At 72.3% G+C, this 20852-nt stretch carries 19 protein-coding genes; 12 read left to right on the forward strand and 7 right to left on the reverse strand.

The window, feature by feature from the left end:
• Positions 1 to 161 precede the first annotated feature (161 nt).
• The 7 genes from AB0B02_RS12005 to AB0B02_RS12035 all read left to right on the forward strand — a co-directional run bounded on the left by AB0B02_RS12005 (position 162) and on the right by AB0B02_RS12035 (position 7215).
• A complete protein-coding gene (locus AB0B02_RS12005) occupies positions 162 to 470 on the forward strand; it encodes a YbaB/EbfC family nucleoid-associated protein (RefSeq protein ID WP_357300173.1) in 309 nt (102 codons plus the stop codon).
• 8 nt (positions 471 to 478) lie between these two features.
• A complete protein-coding gene (recR, locus tag AB0B02_RS12010; RefSeq protein ID WP_357299652.1) occupies positions 479 to 1072 on the forward strand; it encodes a recombination mediator RecR in 594 nt (197 codons plus the stop codon).
• A 184-nt stretch (positions 1073 to 1256) separates the two neighbouring features.
• Complete coding sequence (locus AB0B02_RS12015) at positions 1257 to 2930, forward strand: ABC transporter substrate-binding protein (RefSeq protein ID WP_281934232.1); 1674 nt, start codon at positions 1257 to 1259, stop codon at positions 2928 to 2930.
• Between the two features lie 104 nt (positions 2931 to 3034).
• Positions 3035 to 4042: an ABC transporter permease gene (locus AB0B02_RS12020; protein WP_281934233.1), complete on the forward strand. Its 1008-nt coding sequence runs from the start codon at positions 3035 to 3037 to the stop codon at positions 4040 to 4042.
• A 95-nt stretch (positions 4043 to 4137) separates the two neighbouring features.
• Positions 4138 to 5079: an ABC transporter permease gene (locus tag AB0B02_RS12025; protein ID WP_357300176.1), complete on the forward strand. Its 942-nt coding sequence runs from the start codon at positions 4138 to 4140 to the stop codon at positions 5077 to 5079.
• A gap of 43 nt (positions 5080 to 5122) precedes the next feature.
• Positions 5123 to 6109 carry an ABC transporter ATP-binding protein gene (locus AB0B02_RS12030; RefSeq protein ID WP_357299655.1) on the forward strand — a complete coding sequence of 329 codons (987 nt, stop codon included), beginning with the start codon at positions 5123 to 5125 and terminating at the stop codon, positions 6107 to 6109.
• Positions 6106 to 7215: an oligopeptide/dipeptide ABC transporter ATP-binding protein gene (locus AB0B02_RS12035; RefSeq protein ID WP_357299658.1), complete on the forward strand. Its 1110-nt coding sequence runs from the start codon at positions 6106 to 6108 to the stop codon at positions 7213 to 7215. Before AB0B02_RS12030 ends, AB0B02_RS12035 begins: the two co-directional genes overlap by 4 nt.
• A gap of 54 nt (positions 7216 to 7269) precedes the next feature.
• On the opposite strand, the gene AB0B02_RS12040 is transcribed toward AB0B02_RS12035, so the two are convergent.
• Positions 7270 to 7731, reverse strand: a complete 462-nt coding sequence (locus AB0B02_RS12040; RefSeq protein ID WP_281934238.1) for a hypothetical protein — start codon at positions 7729 to 7731, stop codon at positions 7270 to 7272.
• Entirely contained in the window at positions 7713 to 8372 is a 660-nt protein-coding gene (locus AB0B02_RS12045) for an HNH endonuclease family protein (RefSeq protein ID WP_281934239.1), read from the reverse strand. The genes AB0B02_RS12040 and AB0B02_RS12045 overlap by 19 nt, the downstream gene beginning before the upstream one ends.
• Before the next feature lie 102 nt (positions 8373 to 8474).
• Between AB0B02_RS12045 and AB0B02_RS12050 the strand changes: the two genes are divergently transcribed.
• Positions 8475 to 9917 (forward strand): MFS transporter, encoded by a 1443-nt coding sequence (locus tag AB0B02_RS12050; protein WP_357299661.1) that lies wholly within the window; start codon positions 8475 to 8477, stop codon positions 9915 to 9917.
• Between the two features lie 112 nt (positions 9918 to 10029).
• Here AB0B02_RS12050 and leuA read toward each other — a convergent pair whose 3' ends face one another.
• Positions 10030 to 11769 carry a 2-isopropylmalate synthase gene (leuA, locus tag AB0B02_RS12055; protein WP_281934243.1) on the reverse strand — a complete coding sequence of 580 codons (1740 nt, stop codon included), beginning with the start codon at positions 11767 to 11769 and terminating at the stop codon, positions 10030 to 10032.
• A gap of 237 nt (positions 11770 to 12006) precedes the next feature.
• A complete protein-coding gene (locus tag AB0B02_RS12060; RefSeq protein WP_357299665.1) occupies positions 12007 to 13281 on the reverse strand; it encodes an MFS transporter in 1275 nt (424 codons plus the stop codon).
• Between the two features lie 71 nt (positions 13282 to 13352).
• On the opposite strand from AB0B02_RS12060, the gene AB0B02_RS12065 reads away from it, so the two are divergent.
• Entirely contained in the window at positions 13353 to 14345 is a 993-nt protein-coding gene (locus AB0B02_RS12065; RefSeq protein ID WP_357299668.1) for an ArsR family transcriptional regulator, read from the forward strand.
• A 26-nt stretch (positions 14346 to 14371) separates the two neighbouring features.
• Here AB0B02_RS12065 and AB0B02_RS12070 read toward each other — a convergent pair whose 3' ends face one another.
• Together AB0B02_RS12070 and AB0B02_RS12075 are read right to left on the reverse strand one after the other, a co-directional pair.
• Complete coding sequence (locus AB0B02_RS12070; RefSeq protein WP_357299671.1) at positions 14372 to 14902, reverse strand: nitroreductase family protein; 531 nt, start codon at positions 14900 to 14902, stop codon at positions 14372 to 14374.
• Between the two features lie 83 nt (positions 14903 to 14985).
• Positions 14986 to 15750 (reverse strand): hypothetical protein, encoded by a 765-nt coding sequence (locus AB0B02_RS12075; protein ID WP_357299673.1) that lies wholly within the window; start codon positions 15748 to 15750, stop codon positions 14986 to 14988.
• Between the two features lie 273 nt (positions 15751 to 16023).
• On the opposite strand from AB0B02_RS12075, the gene AB0B02_RS12080 reads away from it, so the two are divergent.
• Together AB0B02_RS12080 and AB0B02_RS12085 are read left to right on the forward strand one after the other, a co-directional pair.
• Entirely contained in the window at positions 16024 to 17289 is a 1266-nt protein-coding gene (locus tag AB0B02_RS12080; protein ID WP_281934251.1) for an aspartate kinase, read from the forward strand.
• Positions 17290 to 17294: 5 nt separating this feature from the next.
• Entirely contained in the window at positions 17295 to 18362 is a 1068-nt protein-coding gene (locus tag AB0B02_RS12085; RefSeq protein WP_281934253.1) for an aspartate-semialdehyde dehydrogenase, read from the forward strand.
• Positions 18363 to 18447: 85 nt separating this feature from the next.
• On the opposite strand, the gene AB0B02_RS12090 is transcribed toward AB0B02_RS12085, so the two are convergent.
• Positions 18448 to 19905: a diguanylate cyclase gene (locus AB0B02_RS12090; protein ID WP_281934255.1), complete on the reverse strand. Its 1458-nt coding sequence runs from the start codon at positions 19903 to 19905 to the stop codon at positions 18448 to 18450.
• Positions 19906 to 20069: 164 nt separating this feature from the next.
• Between AB0B02_RS12090 and AB0B02_RS12095 the strand changes: the two genes are divergently transcribed.
• Positions 20070 to 20849, forward strand: a complete 780-nt coding sequence (locus tag AB0B02_RS12095; RefSeq protein ID WP_281934257.1) for a phosphodiesterase — start codon at positions 20070 to 20072, stop codon at positions 20847 to 20849.
• Positions 20850 to 20852 lie beyond the last annotated feature (3 nt).

Below are 20852 nucleotides of genomic sequence, written 5' to 3' on the forward strand. Positions count from 1 at the left end.
GGGAACTGTTCGTTCCGGCACTCCCGGTTCGGGCCCCGTCCGGCCCGGCGTGGGCGGCCACGCCGGACGGGGTGGGGTCGGTCCCAGCGGATAGGCTGATCGGCGGCCGAGCAGACGAGTGCGAGAAGGAGCGGTCCGTGCGCCCAGGTGGACAGCCGAACATGCAGCAGATGCTGAAGCAGGCGCAGAAGATGCAGCAGCAGATCGCCGCCGCCCAGGCCGAGCTGGCCGAGGCGGAGCTGACCGGCACCGCCGGTGGTGGTCTGGTCACCGCCACCGTCGCCGGCACCGGTGAGCTGAAGGCGATCAAGATCGACCCGAAGGCGGTCGACCCGGAGGACGTGGAGACGCTGGAGGACCTGGTCGTCGCCGCCGTGCACAACGCCGCCGAGGCGGCCCGGGAGCTGACCGAGAAGAGGATGGGCCCGGTCGCGGGCGGGATGGGCGGCCTCGGCCTGCCCGGGTTCTGAGCCGACAGATGTATGAAGGCGCCATCCAGGATCTGATCGACGAGTTGGGCCGGCTGCCGGGCGTGGGCCCGAAGAGCGCCCAGCGGATCGCGTTCCACGTGCTGTCGGCCGATCCGGCCGACGTCAACCGGCTGGCCGGCGCGCTGCGCAAGGTCAAGGACCTGGTCCGGTTCTGCACGACCTGTTACAACGTGGCCGAGTCCGAGCAGTGCCGGATCTGTCGCGATCTACGGCGTACCGATGAAGTGCTCTGCGTGGTCGAGGAGCCGAAGGACGTGGTGGCGATCGAGCGGACCGGCGAGTTCCGCGGGCGCTACCACGTGCTCGGCGGCGCGATCAATCCGCTGGAGGGCATCGGCCCGGACAATCTGCGGATCCGGGAGTTAATGACCCGGCTGGGCAGCGGCGAGGTCCGCGAGCTGATCCTCGCCACCGACCCGAACACCGAGGGCGAGGCGACGGCGACCTATCTCGCGCTCATGGTGAAGCCGATGGGGATCGCGGTGACCCGGCTGGCCAGCGGCCTGCCGGTCGGCGGCGACCTGGAGTACGCCGACGAGATCACGCTGGGCCGGGCCTTCGAGGGGCGCCGGGCGGTCTGAGTCGCCGGCCCGGTGGTGGGCGGTGTGCCCACCACCGGGCCGTGATGTGAGGCGGCCTCGGAAGGTGTCGGCTTGATAGCGATTGCCCTTCGCCCGTTCCTCTTCTGTGTGACATGCCATAACCTCCCGCTCACGGACTGAGTCACAGCTCGGCGTGAATACATGCGCATGACAGAGGTGAGAGATGCAGGCGAGCAGGCTGAAAACGGCCGTGGCCCTCGCGGCCGCGGCCGCCCTGGCGGTCGGTGCGTCCGGGTGCGCCAAGAGCGACCGGGACGACGAGGGTGGGAGCGGCGCCAAGAGCGGCGGCACCTTCGTCTTCGCCGGTGCCGGGGACCCGAAGAACTTCGACCCGATCTTCAACGACGACGGTGAGTCGTTCCGGCCGATCCGCCAGATGTACGACACCCTCGTGCAGAACAAGCCCGGTACCGCCGAGCTTCAGGGTGCCCTGGCGGAGAGCTGGGAGCACGACCCGGACGGCAAGGTCTGGACCTTCAAGCTCCGCAAGGGCGTGAAGTTCCACGACGGCACCGACTTCAACGCCGCCGCGGTCTGCTTCAACTTCGACCGCTGGTTCAACATGAAGGGCGCCGCCGCCCAGTCGCAGATGATCTACTACTCGGACACGTTCGGCGGCTTCGCCAAGAACGAGGCCGAGGGCGTGGGCCAGCCGGTCTACAACAAGTGCGAGGCGAAGGACGACGGCACCGCCGTCGTCACGATGAACCAGTACAAGGGCGCCTTCCCGGGTGCCTTCGCGCTGACCGCGCTCTCCATCGCCAGCCCCGAGGCGCTGAAGAAGTACGACGCCGACACGGTGAAGCAGAACGGCGACTCGTTCGAGTACAGCGCGTTCGCCAACGAGCACCCGGTGGGCACCGGTCCGTTCAAGTTCGCGGGCTGGGACAAGACCAAGGGTGAGATCACCCTGGAGCGCAACGCCGACTACTGGGGCGAGAAGGCCAAGGTCGACAAGCTCGTCCTCAAGATCATCAAGGACGAGAACACCCGGAAGCAGGAGCTGCGCGCCGGCACCGTCCAGGGCATCGACTTCCCGGCCCCGGCCGACCGGAAGGCGCTGTCCGGCGAGGGCTACCAGGTCCTCGACCGTCCCGCGTTCAACATCCTCTACCTGGGCATCAACCAGAAGAACCCGAAGCTGAAGGACCTGCGGGTCCGGCAGGCGATCGCGTACGCGCTCAACCGCCAGCAGCTCGTCCAGACCAAGGGCCCGGGTGGCACCAAGGTCGCCGACGAGTTCATGCCGGACACCGTGCTCGGCTACGCCCCGGACGTGCAGAAGTACGACTACAACCCGGAGAAGGCCAAGCAGCTGCTCAAGGAGGCGGGCGCGGAGAAGTTGACCCTCAACTTCTACTACCCCACCGACGTGTCCCGGCCGTACATGCCGAACCCGCAGGAGATCTTCACCGTGCTGGCCAACGACCTGAAGGCCGTGGGCATCACGGTCAACGGGGTGGCCCGGCCGTGGAACGGCGGCTACAAGGACGACGTGCAGCAGTTCGGCAAGCACGACCTGCACCTGCTCGGCTGGACCGGTGACTACAACGACCCGGGCAACTTCGTCGGCACGTTCTTCGGCCGCGGCAAGGTCGAGTTCGGCGACCAGGGCATGACCGAGATGTTCGAGGCCATCACCAAGGCCGACGCCACGGTCGACGAGGCCGGCAAGAAGGCGGCCTGGGAGCAGGTCAACCGCGACATCGCCACCAAGTGGCTGCCGGCCGTGCCGGTCTGGCACGCACCGCCGGCCATCGTGGTCACCAAGGACGTCAAGGGTCTCGTCGCCAGCCCGCTGACCGACGAGCGGTTCAACACCGTCAGCGTCGGCTGAGGCAGCATCCACCGCTGACGCCACACGCGGAATCGGCCCGGGCCGGGCTCTCGCTCCCGGCCCGGGCCGACCCGCTGTTCAACCGAGAATCTGGTGTGTGAGAGATGTTGCGAGTCATAGTTCGCCGCCTGTTGCAGCTGGTGGTGACCCTGATAGGGCTGTCCGCGCTGGTCTTCGTCTGGCTGCGGAACCTGCCCGGCGGCCCGATCGAGGCGCTGCTCGGTGAGCGGGCCACGCCGGAGCGGCGCGCGCTGCTGGTCAAGGCGCTCGGCTACGACCAGCCGATCCTGGTGCAGTACGCCAAGTTCATGCAGCGGCTGCTGACCGGCGACTTCGGCAACTCGATCCGGAGCGGTGACCCGGTCACCGAGGTGATCGGCCGCGCCTTCCCGGCGACCGTCGAGCTGGCCGCCGCCGCCATGATCATCGCGATCGGGCTCGGTGTGCCGCTCGGCTACCTGGCCGCCCGGCACCGCGGCCGGCTGCTCGACAACCTGAGCATCGGCGGCACCCTGCTCGGCATCTCGATCCCGATCTTCTTCCTGGGCTACCTGCTCAAGGACGTGTTCACCCAGAACATGCACCTGTTCCCGCCGTCCGGCCGGATCAGCACCGGGATGGACAACACCGACGTCACCGGCTTCTTCGTGCTCGACGGGCTGCTCACCCGGGAGTTCGACGCCACCGGTGACGCGTTGTGGCACCTGATCCTGCCGGCGATCACGCTGGCCACCATCCCGCTCGCGGTCGTCGTCCGGATCACCCGGGCCAGCGTGCTCGACGTCCTCAACGAGGACTTCGTCCGTACCGCCGAGGCGAAGGGGCTGCGGCACAAGACCATCCGCGGCCGGCACATCCTGCGCAACGCGCTGCTGCCGGTGGTCACCACCATCGGCCTGCAGACCGGCGCGTTGCTCTCCGGGGCCGTGCTCACCGAGCGGGTCTACAACTGGGGCGGTCTCGGGACGCTGATCTACGACTCGATCAGCGGCGGTCGCGACTACCCGGTGCTCCAGGCGCTGATCCTGCTGGCCGCGCTGGTCTTCGTGGTGGTCAACCTCCTGGTCGACCTCTCCTACGCCTTCATCGACCCGAGGGTGCGTGTGCGATGAGCGATCCGATCTGTCGGCCCACCGTGGGCGCGCCGCGCGAGAGCGTGGACCCGTCGGCCGTCACCGAGAAGCCCGAGGGCACCCTGCCCCGCGGCCTGGACCGGCTCGGCGAGCGCAAGCGCGCCCGGCTGGAGCAACTGGCCCAGGCCACCGCCGACAAGGGTGGCGTCAGCCTGGTCCGGGACGCGTTCCGCCGGCTGCGGCGCAACCCGACCGCGATGGTCGGCGCGGCGATCGTGGCGCTGTTCGTGCTGGTCGCGCTCTTCGCGCCGCTGCTGGCGCCGCACGACCCGGCGCAGCGCTTCGACGAGCTGACCCGCAACCTGACCGTCGACAACATCCCCGGCGCCAGCAGCGGGTTCCCGCTCGGCTCCGACCCGCTCGGCCGGGACTTCCTGTCCCGGATGATCCACGGCAGTCGCCAGACGCTGTTCGTCGGCGTGCTCGCCACGCTGATCGGGCTGGCCCTCGGCGTGCTGGTGGGCGCGCTCGCCGGCGCGTTCGGCGGTTGGGTCGACAACATCCTGATGCGCTTCACCGACGTCATGCTGGCGCTGCCGGCGCTGCTGCTGGCGATCAGCCTGGTGGCCCTGGCCAGCCGGTCCAGCCAGTGGACGGTCATCCTCGCGGTGGCCATCGTGAACGTGCCGATCTTCGCCCGGCTGCTACGCGGTTCGATGCTCGCCCAACGGGAGAGCGACCACGTGCTGGCCGCCCGGGCGCTCGGCGTCAAGCGCGGGGCGATCGTGCTGCGGCACATGCTGCCCAACGCGATGACCGCGGTGATCGTGCAGGCGACACTGACGCTCTCCACCGCGATCCTGGAGGCCGCGTCGCTCTCCTTCCTCGGCCTCGGCGACCCCGACATCAACCGCGCCGAGTGGGGGCTGATGCTCGGCGTGGACGGTCAGCGGTACTTCGAGGTCCGCCCGGAGCTGGCCTACTTCCCGGCCGCCGCGATCATCGTGGTCGCGCTCGGCTTCACCCTGCTGGGCGAGGGCATGCGCGAGGCGATCGACCCGAAGAGCCGGCGGTGAGCGCGATGTGGACCAACGACCAGCACGGTGAGGACGTGACCCGATGAGCCTGCTCGACGTACGCGACCTGAGCGTCGTGTTCCAGCGCAAGGGTGAGCGGCCGTTCACCGCGGTCGACGAGGTCAGCTTCAGCGTGGAGCCGGGGCAGACGGTCGGCCTGGTCGGCGAGTCCGGCTGCGGCAAGAGCGTCACCAGCCTGGCGATCATGGGCTTGTTGCCGAAACGCGGCAACAAGGTCACCGGCGAGGTGAACTTCGACGGCGCCGACCTGCTGAAGCTGCGCCCGGAGGACCTGCGGGACCGGCGCGGCCGGGACATCGGCATGATCTTCCAGGACCCGCTCTCCTCGCTGAACCCGGTCATCCCGATCGGCACCCAGGTGGCCGAGGTGCTCGAACGGCACCGGGGCATGGACCGCAAGGTGGCGCTGAAGGAGGCCCGGGAACTGCTCGACGCGGTCGGCATCCCGGACCCGATGCGGCGGTTGAAGGAATATCCGCACCAGATCTCCGGCGGCATGCGGCAGCGCGCGTTGATCGCCATCGCGCTGGCCTGCAAGCCGCGGCTGCTGATCGCCGACGAGCCGACGACCGCGCTGGACGTGACGATCCAGGCGCAGATCCTCACGCTGCTCAAGCAGCTCGTCGACGAGACCGGCACCGCGCTGATCATGATCACCCACGACCTGGGTGTGGTGGCCGGGCTCTGCGACACGGTCAACGTGCTCTACGGCGGCAAGATCGTGGAGCGGGCGGCCCGGCACGAACTGTTCGCCCGGCCCCGGCACCCGTACACGCACGGGCTGCTCAACTCCGTGCCGAGGCTCGACTCGCCGCGCGGTGAGCGGCTGCACGCCATCCGCGGCTCGGTGGCCGACAACATCCCGTGGGCGGAGGGCTGCGCGTTCGCCCCCCGGTGCGACAACGTGGTGGACGCCTGCCTGGACGGGCCGCCCCCGCTGGAGCCCACCGCGAACGGCGGCGACCTGCGCTGCAACAACCCCGTTTCCGAGGAGGTGGCGGTCCCGTGACCGAGTCGACCGAGCGGACGACCGAACCCCTGATCGAACTGCGTGACGTCAAGGTCCACTTCCCGATCAAGAGCGGCGTGATCGTCGACCGGACCATCGGGCACGTCTACGCCGTCGACGGTGTCTCGCTCACCATCAACAAGGGCGAGACGTACGGGCTGGTGGGCGAGTCGGGCTGCGGCAAGTCCACGCTCGGCCGGGGCCTGCTGCGGCTGGTCGAGCCGACCGACGGGGAGATCGTCTTCGACGGCACCGACCTGCGTTCGCTCAAGGCCGAGCCGATGCGCCGGATCCGCCGCCGCATCCAGATGATCTTCCAGGACCCGCTGTCCAGCCTCGACCCCCGGCAGTCGGTGGAGTCGCTGCTGGTCGAGGGCCTCAAGGCGCACGGCCTGGCGAAGGGCAAGGCGGCCGTCGACAAGCGGCTCCGGGACGCGCTCGCCGCGGTCGGCCTGCCCGCGTCCGCGCTCAGCAAGTATCCGCACGAGTTCTCCGGCGGCCAGCGCCAGCGCATCGGCATCGCCCGCGCGCTGGTGCTCGAACCGGACCTGATCGTCGCCGACGAGCCGGTGTCCGCGCTGGACGTGTCGATCCAGGCCCAGGTGCTCAACCTGCTCGACGAGTTGCAGGAGGAGCGCGGCCTCACGTACCTGATCATCGCGCACGACCTGGCGGTGGTCCGGCACATCGCCGACACGGTCGGGGTGATGTACCTCGGCGGCCTGGTGGAGGAGGCGTCCAGCGACGACCTCTACCGGGAGCCGATGCACCCGTACACCCGGGCGCTCATGTCCGCGGTGCCGGTGCCCGACCCGCAGGTGGAGGACCGCCGGGAGCGGATCCTGCTCGCCGGCGACCTGCCGTCACCGGCGAACCCGCCGGCCGGCTGCCGGTTCCACACCCGCTGCCCGTGGGCCCAGCCCACCCGCTGCGCCGACGAGCGGCCCGCGCTGCGCGACGTGCTCGACGGGCACCGGGTGGCCTGCCACTACGCCGAGGACATCACGGCCGGACGGATCCGGCCGCACGAGGTGGAGCCGGAACTGGTCCGGCCGGATGACGGGGCGGCGCCGGGCGACACCGGCGAACTCATCCCCACCCCGTGACACACCGGACGCGTCGGCCCCTCCCGTCGGGGAGGGCCGACGCGTCCGTCCGGTTCAGCCCTCGGGGCGGTTCAGCAGGCCCACCGCGACCGTGTGCACCGCGTCCAGCGCGGCCGGGTCGGCCAGCGGCGCCGAGCCGCCGGTGACCGCGTACCACTCGTCGGCGTCCTTGTACTGCACCCGCAGCGTCACCCGGCCGTCGGCGTGCTCGGTGCGCAACGTCAGCTCCCCGGTCACCACGCCCACCTCGTCGGTCATCACCCCGCCCGGGCCGGCGGTGATGTCGGCGGTGCGGTTCGCCGGGCCGGCCGGAGCGCCCGGCGCGGCGTCGGCGGACATGCCCGCCCCGGAGACGTCGGCGGGCGCGGCCTGCTGGCCGTCCGCGGTCATTCCGGCCGAGGCCGGACCGGTCGGGGTCGGGTCGGTGCCGGCCGCCGCGGCGTCGTCGCCGGTGGCGTCCGGCGTCTTCTCCGGCGCCTGTGTGCCACCCGCCCCGGTCACGGCTTGCTCGCCCATGTGCAGCCCTCCAGCATGTCGGTGAGGGCGGCCTTCTCGGCACTTGTCACCGTCAGCCGCCAGTAGTGCTTGACCGTCACCCAGTCCGCCGCGTACTGGCACCAGTACGACCGGTTCGCCGGCTTCCACTGGGACGGGTCCTGGTCACCCTTTGCCCGGTTGGAGCGGAGGGAAACCGCGATGAGCTGCGGCCGGGTCTGGTCGTTGGCGAAGTCGCCGCGCTTCGAGTCGTCCCACTCGTCCGCGCCGGACCGCCACGCGTTGGCCAGCGGCACGATGTGGTCGATGTCCACGTCCGACGGGTCGGTCAGCACCACCCCGTCGTAGGCGCTCTCCCACCGCCCGCCCACCACGTTGCAACCGGAGAGCTTGATGTTCTCCCCGTCGCGTTGCAGCACGGTGTCCCGGACGTCGCAGTTCTTGCCGGTGTCCCGCCAGTGCGGGAACCGGGAACGGCTGTAGCCCTTCATCGACCCGGCCGAGGCCACGGTCAGCTCACCGAGCTGCTGGTTCACGTTTCCGGAGGCGCTCGGCGGCGCGTCCGGCTCGGTGACCGAGCCGTCGCAGCCGGCCACGCCGAGGGCGAGCACCGCGGTGAGCGCGGCGGTCAGCCCGGCTCGGACTCCTGATCTCGTACGCACAGACGACACCTCTCCAGCTTGCGGGCTCCGGGCGAGTCCGCACAGTACCCGGCGGCGGTTTCCGTGATTCGTGGCGTAGGTCGGGGATCACGGGCAGAGTGGATGGACGTGACCTCTGCCGCTCCCGCACTGCGTACCCGCTCCGCCGCCGGACGCGGCACGCTGCTCGCCGCGATCCTCGCCTCCGGCATGGTGTTCCTGGACAGCACCGTGGTCAACGTGGCGCTGCCGCGCCTCGGCGCCGAGCTGGACGCCACCGTGGCGGGTCTGCAATGGACCGTGAACGGCTACCTGCTCATGCTCGCCGCGTTCGTGCTGCTCGGCGGCGCGCTCGGCGACCGGTTCGGCCGGCGGCGGATCTTCCTGCTCGGGGTGGTCTGGTTCGCGGTCGCCTCGGTGCTCTGCGGGCTGGCCCAGGGCACCGGCTGGCTCATCGCCGCCCGGTTCCTCCAGGGTGCCGGCGGGGCGCTGCTCACCCCCGGCTCGCTCTCCGTGCTCCAGGCCAGCTTCCACCCCGACGACCGGGGTCGGGCCATCGGCACCTGGTCCGGCCTCTCCGGCGTGTCCACCGCGCTCGGCCCGCTGGTCGGTGGCTGGCTGATCGACGCGCTCTCCTGGCGGTGGATCTTCTTCGTGAACCTGCCGCTGGCCGTGGGCGTGGTGCTCGCCGCGATGCGCTGGGTGCCGGAGAGCCGGGACGAGGCGGTCTCGCGTACCGGTGGACACGGCGGATTCGACGTGGCCGGCGCGTTGCTCGGCGCGCTGGCGCTCGGCGGGATCACGTACGCGCTGATCGACGCGCCGGCGCGCGGCGCCGCCCCGGCGGTGCTGGCCGCCGCCGTGGTCGGACTGGCCGCCGTGGCGGCCTTCGTGCTGGTCGAGCGGCGGCGCGGGGACCGTGCGATGCTGCCCACCGGGCTGTTCTCCAGCCGACTCTTCTCGGTGCTCAACATCTTCACCGTGGTGGTGTACGCGGCGCTCGGCGGGTTCACCTTCTTCCTCGCCGTCTACCTCCAGAACGTGGTCGGCTGGTCGGCGCTGCTCACCGGCCTGGCCACGGTGCCGATGACGCTGCTGCTGCTGGTCGGCTCGCCCCGGGCCGGCGCGCTCTCCGCCCGGATCGGTCCCCGGTTGCCGCTCACCGTCGGCCCGGTGGTCGCCGCCGCCGGCCTGCTGCTGCTGCGCCGCGTCGGGCCGGGCGCGTCCTACTGGGTGGACGTGCTGCCCGGCGTGGCGCTGTTCGGCGCCGGGCTCACGTTGGTGGTCGCGCCGTTGACCACGAGCGTGCTCGGTGCCGTGGCGGACCGGTTCGCCGGGGTGGCGAGCGGCTTCAACAACGCCGCCTCCCGGGCCGGCGGCCTCCTCGCGGTCGCCGCGCTGCCGTTGCTGGTCGGGCTCTCCGGCACCGGTTACGAGCAGAAGGGCGCGCTTGCCGACGCGTACCGGGGCGCGCTGCTGTGGTGTGCGTGCCTGCTGCTGGCCGGCGCCCTGCTCGCCGCGCTGCTCATCCACCGCCCGCGGGTGAAAGGACGGGCCCCTTCTTAACGCCTGCGGTAGAGGAGGGGGCCCCTGTTAACACTCGGGCCATCCGGGCGCGGGCGTTAAGAAGGGCCCCCTCCTATGCGGAATGCGTTAAGAGGGGGTCCCTCCTTGCACGTCAGGCGCGGGTGCGGTTCACGGCGCTGGTGACCGCCTTGACGGAGGCGGTGACGATGTTGGCGTCCACCCCGACGCCCCACACCGTCCGGCCGTCCACCTCGCACTCCACGTACGCGGCGGCCTGCGCGTCACCGCCGGAGGCGAGCGCGTGCTCGTGGTAGTCGAGTACGCGTACCGCGACGCCCAGCGACTGCAACGCGTTGACGTACGCGTCGATCGGGCCGTTGCCGACCGCGGTGAGCGCGCGGGTCTCGCCGCCGAAGCCGACCCGGGCGTCGATCTCGACCTTGCCATCGACGGTGCCGATGGTGTAGCCGGCCAGCGTGACCGTCGGGTCGACCTGGTGGTCGACCAGGTAGTTGCGGGCGAAGATCTCCCACATGGTGCCCGGCTCGACCTCGCCGCCGTCGTGGTCGGTGACCGTCTGCACCACGCCGGAGAACTCGATCTGGAGGCGGCGCGGCAGGTCGAGCTGGTGCTCGGACTTCATGATGTACGCGACGCCGCCCTTGCCGGACTGCGAGTTGACCCGGATGACCGCCTCGTAGGTGCGGCCCAGGTCCTTCGGGTCGATCGGCAGGTACGGCACCGCCCAGGTGAACTCGTCGACCGGCACCCCGGCCGCGGCGGCGTCGGCGTGCAGCGCGGCGAAGCCCTTGTTGATCGCGTCCTGGTGGGAACCGGAGAACGCGGTGTAGACCAGGTCGCCCGCGTACGGGTGCCGCTCGTGCACCGGGAGCTGGTTGCAGTACTCGACCGCGCGCCGGATCTCGTCGATGTTCGAGAAGTCGATCATCGGGTCGATGCCCTGCGAGAACAGGTTCAGGCCCAGCGTCACCAGGTCCACGTTGCCGGTGCGCTCGCCGTTGCCGAACAGGCAGCCCTCGATCCGGTCGGCGCCGGCCAGCAGGCCCAGCTCGGCGGCGGCCACGCCGGTGCCCCGGTCGTTGTGCGGGTGCAGGCTCAGCGACAGGCTGTCCCGTCGGGGCAGGTGCCGGTGCATCCACTCGATCGAGTCGGCGTAGACGTTCGGCATCGCCATCTCGACCGTGGCCGGCAGGTTGACGATCAGCTTCCGGTCCGGCGTCGGGTCGACCACCTCGATCACCGCCGCGCAGACCTCCAGCGCGTACTCCAGCTCGGTGCCCGTGTAGGACTCCGGCGAGTACTCGTAGTGGATGTCGGTGTCCGGGGTGTGGATCTCCGCGTACTTCTGGCAGAGCCGCGCGCCCTGGGTGGCGATGTCGGTGATGCCGTCGCGGTCCAGGCCGAAGACCACCCGGCGCTGGAGCGTCGAGGTGGAGTTGTAGAAGTGCACGATGGCCCGGCGGGCGCCGCGCAGCGACTCGAACGTGCGCTCGATCAGGTGCTCCCGGCACTGGGTGAGCACCTGGATGGTGACGTCCTCCGGGATCAGGTCCTGCTCGATGAGCTGCCGGACGAAGTCGTAGTCGGTCTGGCTGGCCGACGGGAAGCCGACCTCGATCTCCTTGTAGCCCATCTGGACCAGGAGCTGGAACATCCGGCGCTTGCGCTCGGGCGACATCGGGTCGATCAGCGCCTGGTTGCCGTCGCGGAGGTCGACGGCGCACCAGCGGGGCGCGGCCTCGACGCGGTGGGTCGGCCAGGTGCGGTCCGGCAGTTCGACCCGGAACTGCCTGTCGTACGGGAGGTAACGATGCACCGGCATGCGGCTGGGACGCTGCTGGGCGAACGGATCGGTGACAGGTTGAGCCATCTCGGAGTGCTCCCTGGAACATGTGGCGTCAGCAGATCGGAAGGTGTCGGCGAGGTGCCGGGCGACGGTGCGCGGCGGGGCCGAGAGGAAGTTCGGATGTGCTGGACGGCGCGGTTCAACTCCGCGACGAGGTGCCGGCCGGTCAGGCCTCGTCGCGGCGACCAAGGAGAAGGTACGCCTGCCACATGACAGGGTCACCCTACGTGGTGGGACGGACGGTGGGAAGGCCGGTCCGGACTATGGGACCGAGTTCACCGCTACGGTGGACACCGGCACCTCGCCCAGCCGGGGCGTCCGTTCCGCCCGGGCCACCGCCGGCCCGATCACCAGCCCGACCAGCACGAAGATCGCCGCCGCCGGGTACCAGCCCCAGCCGCCGGTGCTCACGCCGAGCGCGGTCAGCCCGGCCGGCGCGACCAGGAACTGCACCTGCGAGCCGAGCCCGAACGCGCCGACGTACGCGCCCCGCTGGGCGGCCGGTGGCAGCGTGGCGGTGAGCCCCCACGTGCCCGCCGACTCGATCAGCTCCGCCAGGATGAGCAGCGTCGCGGCGGCCACCAGCACCACCACGGTGAGTAGCCCCCGGGTCTGCCCGGAGACCGGCGCGACCACGCAGAACAGGGCGATCAGCAGCGCGCCCCGGCGGGACGCCCGGGCCGCGCCCGGCGCGGTGTCCGCGCCCCGGCTGGCCCGCACCTGGAGCAGCACGATCAGCACGGTGTTGAGCAGCACCAGCGCGGCGATCAGCGTCTTCGGCGCGTCGGTGCGGGTGAGGATCCACAGCGGCAACACGGTCAGGTAGAGCGTCTGGTGGGCGGTGAGCAGCCCGGACAGCAGCGCGACGGCCATGAACGGGCGGTCGCGCAGCACCGCCAGCCGGCTCGTCGGCTCGGTCGGGCGGGCCACCTCCGGCAGCCGGGGCAGCCGCCGGACGAAGCCGGCGGTCACCAGGAAGACGGTGGCGATGAACCAGACCATCCCCCGGTACGCCCAGATCGTGTCGACGGCCAGCACCAGGCCGCTGATCAGGGCGCCGAGCCCGAAGCCGACGTTCAGCGAGGAACGCTGGTAGGCCATCGCGGTGACCCGTTCCTCCGGCCGCAGCACGTTGATCGAGTAGACCTGGCGGGCGGTGCCGGCGGCGGCGCCCACCACGGCCAGCGCGAGCACCACGGCGAGGAACCCGGCGAAGCCGCCGACGAGCGGGTACGAGGCGAACAGCGCCGCGTCGAGCAGCAGGCCGACGATCCACACCCGCTGCGGACCGTACCGGTCGGTGAGCGCGCCCAGCGGGACGGTGCCGAGCAGGGACGCCCCGGCGGCGAGCGAGAGGCCGAGACCCACCTGCGCCGGACCGAGCCCCAGCGCCCGGGTGAAGAAGACCGCGCTGCCGGCCTGGAACAGGCCGTTGCCGACGGCGTTCACCATGGCCTGCACGGCCAGGGCGCGGGTCAACCCGGCCGGCGGTACGACGTGCCGGACGGCGGTGCTGATGCTCTCTCTGGCCCCCATGGCCGCTGAGCAAACCGGGGCCGCGCGCTCCGGTCGAGCCATTTAGGCTGGGCCGAATCCTGCGTCCGGGGGTGCGTGTGTCCGAGTTGCGGTTCACCGTGGCCGACGTCGCGGGCGTACGGTTCGCCGTGTCGCCGGCCAACGAGACGGTCATGAGCATGTGGGCGGTGCGCGACCCGGTCGGGCACGCGGTGCACCTGCCCTGGATCGACCGGGCCCGGGTCACGCTGCGCCGCCCGGAGGTGGCCGTCCGGGTCCGCCCGCTGGTGGAGCTGACCTGGCCGCGTCGCTGGCTGCCCGACTTCCTCACCCCGGCGGCCCGGCCCGACGTGGGGATGGCCGAGCAGCTCGACCAGATCGCGGCGACGCCGCCGCAGGTCGTGGTCCAGGATCTGCTGGCGACCGTGCCGAGCGGGCCGCTGAGCCCGTTCGGGGCGGCGCTGCTCGCCGACCCGCGCGGCCTGCTGCCGCAGCTCGTCGACGCGGTGCGGGTCTGGCACGACGAGGCCATCGCGCCGGACTGGCCTCGGATGCGGGCGCTGCTCGACGCCGACGTGGCCTACCGGGCGGCCCAGCTCGCCGAGGGCGGCGCGGGCCGGTTGTTCGCGCAACTCCATCCGAGCCTGCGCTGGCTCGGCGACCGGGTGGTCAGCGACGACCCGTTCGAGCGGGACTTCGACCTGCGTGGCCGAGGGCTGGCGCTGAACCCGGGGGTGTTCACCTACCGGCGGGTGCTGTGGAACCTGCTGGAGGACTCGCTGCCCGCCGGGGCGTACCCGGTCCGGGCGGTCGGGACGCTCTGGGCGCGCGTCCCGGCCCCGCCCGGTGACCCGCTGGCCCGGGTGGTCGGCGCCGGCCGGGCCGCGCTGCTGCACCTGCTCGACACGGCGGTGACCACGACCGACCTGGCCCGGCTCACCGGGATGTCGGCCGGGAATGTCTCCCAGCACCTGTCCGCGCTGCACGCCGCCGGGCTGGTGGCCCGGTTCCCGTCCGGGCGGCGCGTGCTCTACCGCAACACCGAGGTCGGCGCCGCCCTGCTGCGCGCCGCCCGGGGCAGCTGAGCCGGGTCGGGTGCGGGCGGTCGCCGTCAGCGCAGCAGCAGGGCGGGGAGGGGTCGGCGGCGGCGGAGCGCGGTCTCCCGGGCGTACAGGTCGGGTGGGAGCGTGGCCGGGTCGCCGAGGCGGCCGACCGCGGCCACCACCAGCGGCCGGACGTCGTCGGGCAGGTCCAGCTCGGCGGCGAGGCGGGGGCGGTCCAGGCGGGTGACCTGGCGGACGTGCAGGCCGAGCGCGGTGGCCTGCACGGTGAGGTGGGCGACGGCCTGGCCCAGGTCGTACGCGCTCCGCTCCGGGTCGCCGCCGGCGTGCGCGGCGAGCAGCAGGGCGGCGGCGTGCCGGGCCCAGCCCTGGTCGGTGTCGGGCAGGCCGACCAGGATCCGCTTCCACGTCTCGTCCTGCCGGTGCCCGAGCGCGAACCGCCACGGCTGCGCGTTGCCGGCCGAGGGCGCCCAGCGGGCCGCCTCCAGCAGCGCGGCCACCTCGTCGGCGGTCAACTCGGCGTCGGGGTCGAACGCACGAGGGCTCCAGCGGAAGGCGAGCAGCGGGGTCAGGTCGGTCATGGGTAGAGCGTCCCTGATGCCCGGTTTGTCGTCAGAGTCGGGGTGGAGTGATGTGGGCAAGGCCACCCGTAACGGACAAAGTGCTACGACGTTCCGGGCGTCGGCGCGTCCCGGCCCACCGGCTCCCCCTCGCTCACCGCCCCGGCCAGCTCGACGGTCGCCGGCGCCGGGCCGGGCGAGCCGGTCAGCGTGAGGCTGCCGAGCGTGGCGCGGACCGCCACCGGGGTGCCGTCCTCACCGAAGCAGTAGACGCCCACGTCCAGCGGTGCGTTCAGCGAGGCCGAGGTGGAGTCGACCGCATAGCACCGGCCGGTGACGCCCACCGGCGGCGGGGCGGGGGAGACCGCCAGCGGGGCCCGCCGGTCGGTGAGCACCTCCAGCCAGTCGGTGAACGGGTGCTGCACACGCGGGTCCAGCCGGCGGGGCACCGCGTCGTCGGCGTCGCCGAGGCGAACGCAGCCGGCGGGCCCCGTCCAACCGGCCGAGGGCAGGGCGCACTGGAAGAGCCCGTCCGAGGTGGCGGCGAGCGAGACGTCGACCGTGCCGTCCCGCCCCCAGCCGGGCACGTCGACCCGCCAGCTTCCGTCGTTCCCGCTGGTCACCGCCACCGTGCGGGTGGGGCCGTCGGGCGGCGCGAACGCGTACGTGGCGGTGAGGTGCCGGTCCTGCGCGGCGGCGGCCAACCCGGCCAGCTCGTCGCGGGCGGCGTCGACCTGCACCGGCACGGGATCGACGGTGCCGGCCGGCGCCGAACCCGGCGGGTCGGCGACGCAGGCGGCCAGCAGCGTCGGCAGGGTGAGCGCGAGGGTGCCGGACAGCCGGCGGGCCGCGCGTCGATGAGCGTGCACCGGGTCATTCTGCGGTGCGACGGTGGCTCCGGTCAGCCCACCGTACGGCTGTACCGCTTGGCGTGTCGCACGACGTCCGGGCCGGTGCCGCCGGCCGTGCCGCGTGACGCCCGGGGCTGGTGAGCCGCCCCACGCCGGGCCGGATGGTGGGATCACCCGACCCGGCCGTACGGCCCGCCCGATACCCTGAGGGCGTCTGACACGCGCCGCCGGACCTTCAGACCCGGCGGCGTCGGCACGCTCAGGGTCGTCACCGGGAGGGAGTGCACAGTCGTGGCACTCGTGGTGCAGAAGTACGGCGGGTCCTCCGTCGCCAACGCCGAGCGGATCAAGCGGGTGGCCGAGCGCATCGTGGCGGCCCGCAAGGCGGGCGACGACGTGGTCGTGGTGGTCTCCGCCATGGGCGACACCACCGACGAGCTGCTCGACCTGGCCAACCAGGTCAGCCCGCTGCCGCCCGGCCGCGAGCTGGACATGCTGCTCACCGCCGGGGAGCGGATCTCCATGGCGCTGCTCGCCATGGCCATCCACAACCTGGGGTACGAAGCCCGCTCGTTCACCGGTTCCCAGGCCGGCGTGATCACCACCTCGGTGCACGGCCGCGCCCGGATCATCGACGTGACCCCGGGGCGGCTCAAGGGCGCGCTCGACGAGGGCGCGGTGGTGATCGTCGCCGGCTTCCAGGGTGTCTCGCAGGACACCAAGGACGTCACCACGCTCGGCCGGGGCGGCTCGGACACCACCGCGGTGGCGCTCGCCGCCGCGCTGCACGCGGACGTCTGCGAGATCTACACCGACGTGGACGGCATCTTCTCCGCCGACCCGCGGATCGTGCCGAACGCCCGGCACATCAAGCACATCACCTACGAGGAGATGTTGGAGCTGGCCGCCTGCGGCGCGAAGGTGCTGCACCTGCGCAGCGTCGAGTACGCCCGGCGCGCGGGGTTGCCGATCCACGTCCGTTCGTCATACTCGACCAACACCGGCACCATGGTCACCGGATCGATGGAGGACCTTCCCGTGGAACAGGCACTGATCACCGGGGTCGCCCACGACCGCAGCGAGGCGAAGATCACCATCGTCGGGGTGCCCGACGAGCCGGGTGCCGCCGCGCGGATCTTCGACACCGTGGCCGGTGCCGAGATCAACATCGACATGATCGTGCAGAACGTCTCCACCGAAGGCACCGGCCGCACCGACATCTCGTTCACGCTGCCCAAGGCGGACGGGCCGACCGCGATGGCCGCGCTCAGCAAGATCCAGGAGCCGGTCAAGTTCAAGGGCCTGCTCTACGACGACCACGTCGGCAAGGTCTCCCTGATCGGCGCCGGCATGCGCTCGCACCCGGGCGTCGCCGCAGGCTTCTTCGCCGCGCTCGCCACCGCCGGGGTGAACATCGAAATGATCTCCACGTCCGAGATCCGGGTCTCCGTGGTCTGCCGGGACACCGACCTCGACAAGGCGGTCAAGTCGATCCACGACGCCTTCGAGCTGGGTGGTGACACCGAAGCCGTCGTCTACGCCGGCACCGGGCGGTAGCGCGGATGCCGTCGCTGCCCACCCTCGCCGTGGTCGGGGCGACCGGTGCCGTCGGCACGGTGATGTGCCAGATCCTCTCCTCCCGCCGCAACGTGTGGGGCGAGATCCGACTGCTCGCCTCCGAGCGCTCGGTCGGCCGCCGGGTGCTGTGCCGGGGCGAGGAGCTGACCGTCCGGGCGCTCACCGCCGACGCGTTCGACGGCGTCGACGTGGCGATGTTCGACCTGCCCGACGACGTCTCGGCCGAATGGGCGCCGATCGCGGTGTCCCGGGGCGCGGTGGTGGTGGACAACTCCGGCGCGTTCCGGATGGACCGCGACGTGCCGCTGGTGGTCCCCGAGATCAACCCCGATCAGGTACGCAACCGGCCCAAGGGGATCATCGCCAACGCCAACTGCACCACGCTGGCGATGATCGTGGCGATCGCCCCGCTGCACCGCGAGTACGGCCTGCGCGAGCTGGTCCTCGCCTCCTACCAGTCGGCCTCCGGGGCGGGGCGGACCGGGGTGGACGCGCTGCACCTCCAGCTCGGCAAGATCGCCGGTGACCGGGCGCTCGGCTCCCGGGCCGGCGACGTACGCCAGGCGGTCGGCGAGGAACTGGGCCCGTTCCCGGCCCCGTTGGCGCTCAACGTGGTGCCCTGGGCCGGCTCGCTCGGTGACGGCGGCTGGTCCTCCGAGGAGTTGAAGCTCCGCAACGAGTCTCGCAAGATCCTCGGCCTGCCCGACCTGAAGGTCTCCGCGACCTGCGTACGGGTGCCGGTGGTGACCGGTCACTCGGTCGCCGTGCACGCGGTCTTCGCCACCGAGGTGGCCGCCGAGGGGGCCCGCGAGGCGTTGCGCAACGCGCCGGGCGTGATCCTGGTCGACGACCCGGCCGCCGGGGAGTTCCCGATGCCGATCGACGCGGTCGGCACCGACCCGTCCTGGGTCGGCCGCATCCGCCGGGCGGTGGACGATCCCCGCGCGCTGGACCTGTTCGTGACCGGCGACAACCTCCGTAAGGGCGCCGCCCTCAACACCGCCCAGATCGCCGAACTCCTGGCCAAGGAACTCACCTCCCAGGCGCGTTGATCTTGCACTTTGTGCCCCGGCAAAAGGGGTGAATGCCGCGCGGGTGGGGCCGGAAGTGCAAGATCGCCGGGAGAAGAGGCGGCGGTCAGGCGGCGGATAGGTGGACGCCGTCTCGGCCGTGCCGCTTCACCGCGTAGAGGGCCTGGTCGGCGCGGTGCAGGGTGCGCTCCGGGGGCTCGTCGGGGCGGGGCAGCGCGATGCCGACGCTGATCGTCCGGCCGGTGCGGCGGGCCGCCTCGGTGAGCCGCTCGGCGATCCGGACCGCCTCCTGCGGGTGGCTCACCTCGATCACCGCGAAGAACTCGTCGCCGCCGGTCCGGTACAGCTCGTCGCCCTGCCGCAGCGCGCCCTCCAGCGCCCGGGCCAGTCCCACCAGCAGCCGGTCGCCGGCCTGGTGGCCGTACGTGTCGTTGACGTGCTTGAACCCGTCCACGTCGATGGCCAGCAGCGCGGTACGCCCCGGCGTGGCGGTGGCGATCCGCTGCCCGAACGGGCCGGTGTGCCGCAGCCCGGTGAGCGGGTCCGAACTGGCCTGCTCGCGCAGCCGCGCCAGCGTCCGTAGCCGGTCCAGACAGGTCCACGCCTGCCCGGCCAACAGCTCGATCAGGTTGACCGTGGTCGGGTCGGGCCGCAGTGACCTTCCGTCGGCGACCAGCAGCACGCCGCCGCTCGACGGCGTGCCGACCGGCACCGCCACCAGCGTGCGCGCGCCGGCCCGGGTCAGCGGCAGGCACTCCTCGGTCGGCGGCTGCCCCGCCTCGCCCAGCGTGTACGCCGACCCGTAGCGGTGGGCGCGGTCGATGATCCGGTCCAGCGTGGCGGGGCCGGCCTCGGCCAGCTCGGCCCGGATCCGCGCCTCCAACTCCCCCGGGGTGTCGGTGGGCGCGCCCAGCCGAGGGCCACCGCGACCGGTGAGCACCAGCACGGCTGCGGAGAGCGCGGACACGTCCCGGGCCGCGGCGATGGCGGCGGTCATCAGGTCCCAGTCGGTTCCGGCGGCGGTGAACGCGGCGGCGTGCCGGAGCAGCTTCTCGCTGCGGCTCTCGGCGGGCGGGCCGCCGAGCGCCGCGATCCGGGCGCCGAGCCGGTCGGCCAGCCGCTCGGCGGTCTCCTGCCAGGGAGCCAGCGTGACCGGCTCGCTCCACTGGAGATCGAGCACGCCGATCGGGCGGCCGGCCGGGTCGCGTACCGGCACGCAGAGTTCCGTGGTGACGTCCGGGCGGATCGGGAGGTAGTCGGGGTCGGCGGCGACGTCGGGCACGGCGGCGGTCTCGCCGGAGGCGTAGACCCGCCGCACCACCGACGGTTCGGGCCGGTGCCGGGCCGGCCCGGCATCGTCGGCCGTCGCCGGGACGTGGGAGAAGACCTGCCAGGCGCCGGTGGCCGCGACGCACCGGAGGCGGTCGTGGACGCGGAGCAGGACGGAGGCGGTCGCCGGGGTGTGCCGGGCGAGCGCGGTGACGGTCCACTGGCACGCCTCCGGCACGGTCGACGCCGTGGGAAGGCGCACCGTGACGTCGCGGAGGACTCGCTCGTGATCCACGTCGTTCCTGCTCGGAGGGGGTGGGTTCGCGATCAAGCGTACTCAGCGGGACCGCCGTCGACCTTCGTACACATGTGCTATCCACAGGCTGTGGACGCGGCCTGTGGGCAACGCGCGGGCCGGGGCGGCGGTAGCGTGAGGGGTCCCGGCCCGAGGAGGCGCCGATGCTCATCGCCCAGCTCAGCGATCCGCACGTGACCACCGGCCCGCTCGCCGCCGAGCCGGCGGCCGGCCTGCACCGGGCGCTCGGCACGGCGCTCGCCCTGCGCCCCCGGCCCGACTGCGTGGTGATCACCGGCGATCTCACCGGTCACGGCCGGCCGGACGAATACCTCGCCCTCCGCGAGATCGTCGGGCGGTTCCCGCTGCCGGTCCACCTGGCCGCCGGCAACCACGACGACCGCGAGTCGCTGCTCGACACGTTCGGCGGCACCCCCCACCTGGCCGGCGGGTTCTCCGCGCACTACCACGTCGACCACCCGGAGGCGACGCTCGTGGTGCTCGACTCGCTCACCCCGGGCGGCTCCGGCGGTCGCCTCGGCGACGAGCAGCTCGACTGGCTCGACGGGGTGCTCGCCGGCCGGCCGGAGGCGCCCGCCGTCGTGTGCCTGCACCATCCGCCGGTCGCGGTGGGCCTCCCGGCCGCCGACGCCATCCGGCTCGCCGACGCCGACGCGCTCGCCGCCGTGATCGCCCGACACCCCCACGTCGTACGCGTCGCCGCGGGCCACCTGCACCGCCCGGTGACCAGCGCGTTCGCCGGTACGGTGCTGACCTGCGCGCCGAGCACCTGGATCCAGGCCAGCCTGACCATGACCGACGGGGACGAGATCGGCTGGGTCGCCGAGCCAACCGGGTTCCTGCTGCACCGGGTCGCCGACGGGGGCTGCGTCACGCACACCGTCCAGGTCAGTCACGCCGCCGGCCGGACGTGCGGGTTCTGACCG

This window comes from Micromonospora sp. NPDC049240 (assembly GCF_040647835.1).
GTDB lineage: Bacteria > Actinomycetota > Actinomycetes > Mycobacteriales > Micromonosporaceae > Micromonospora.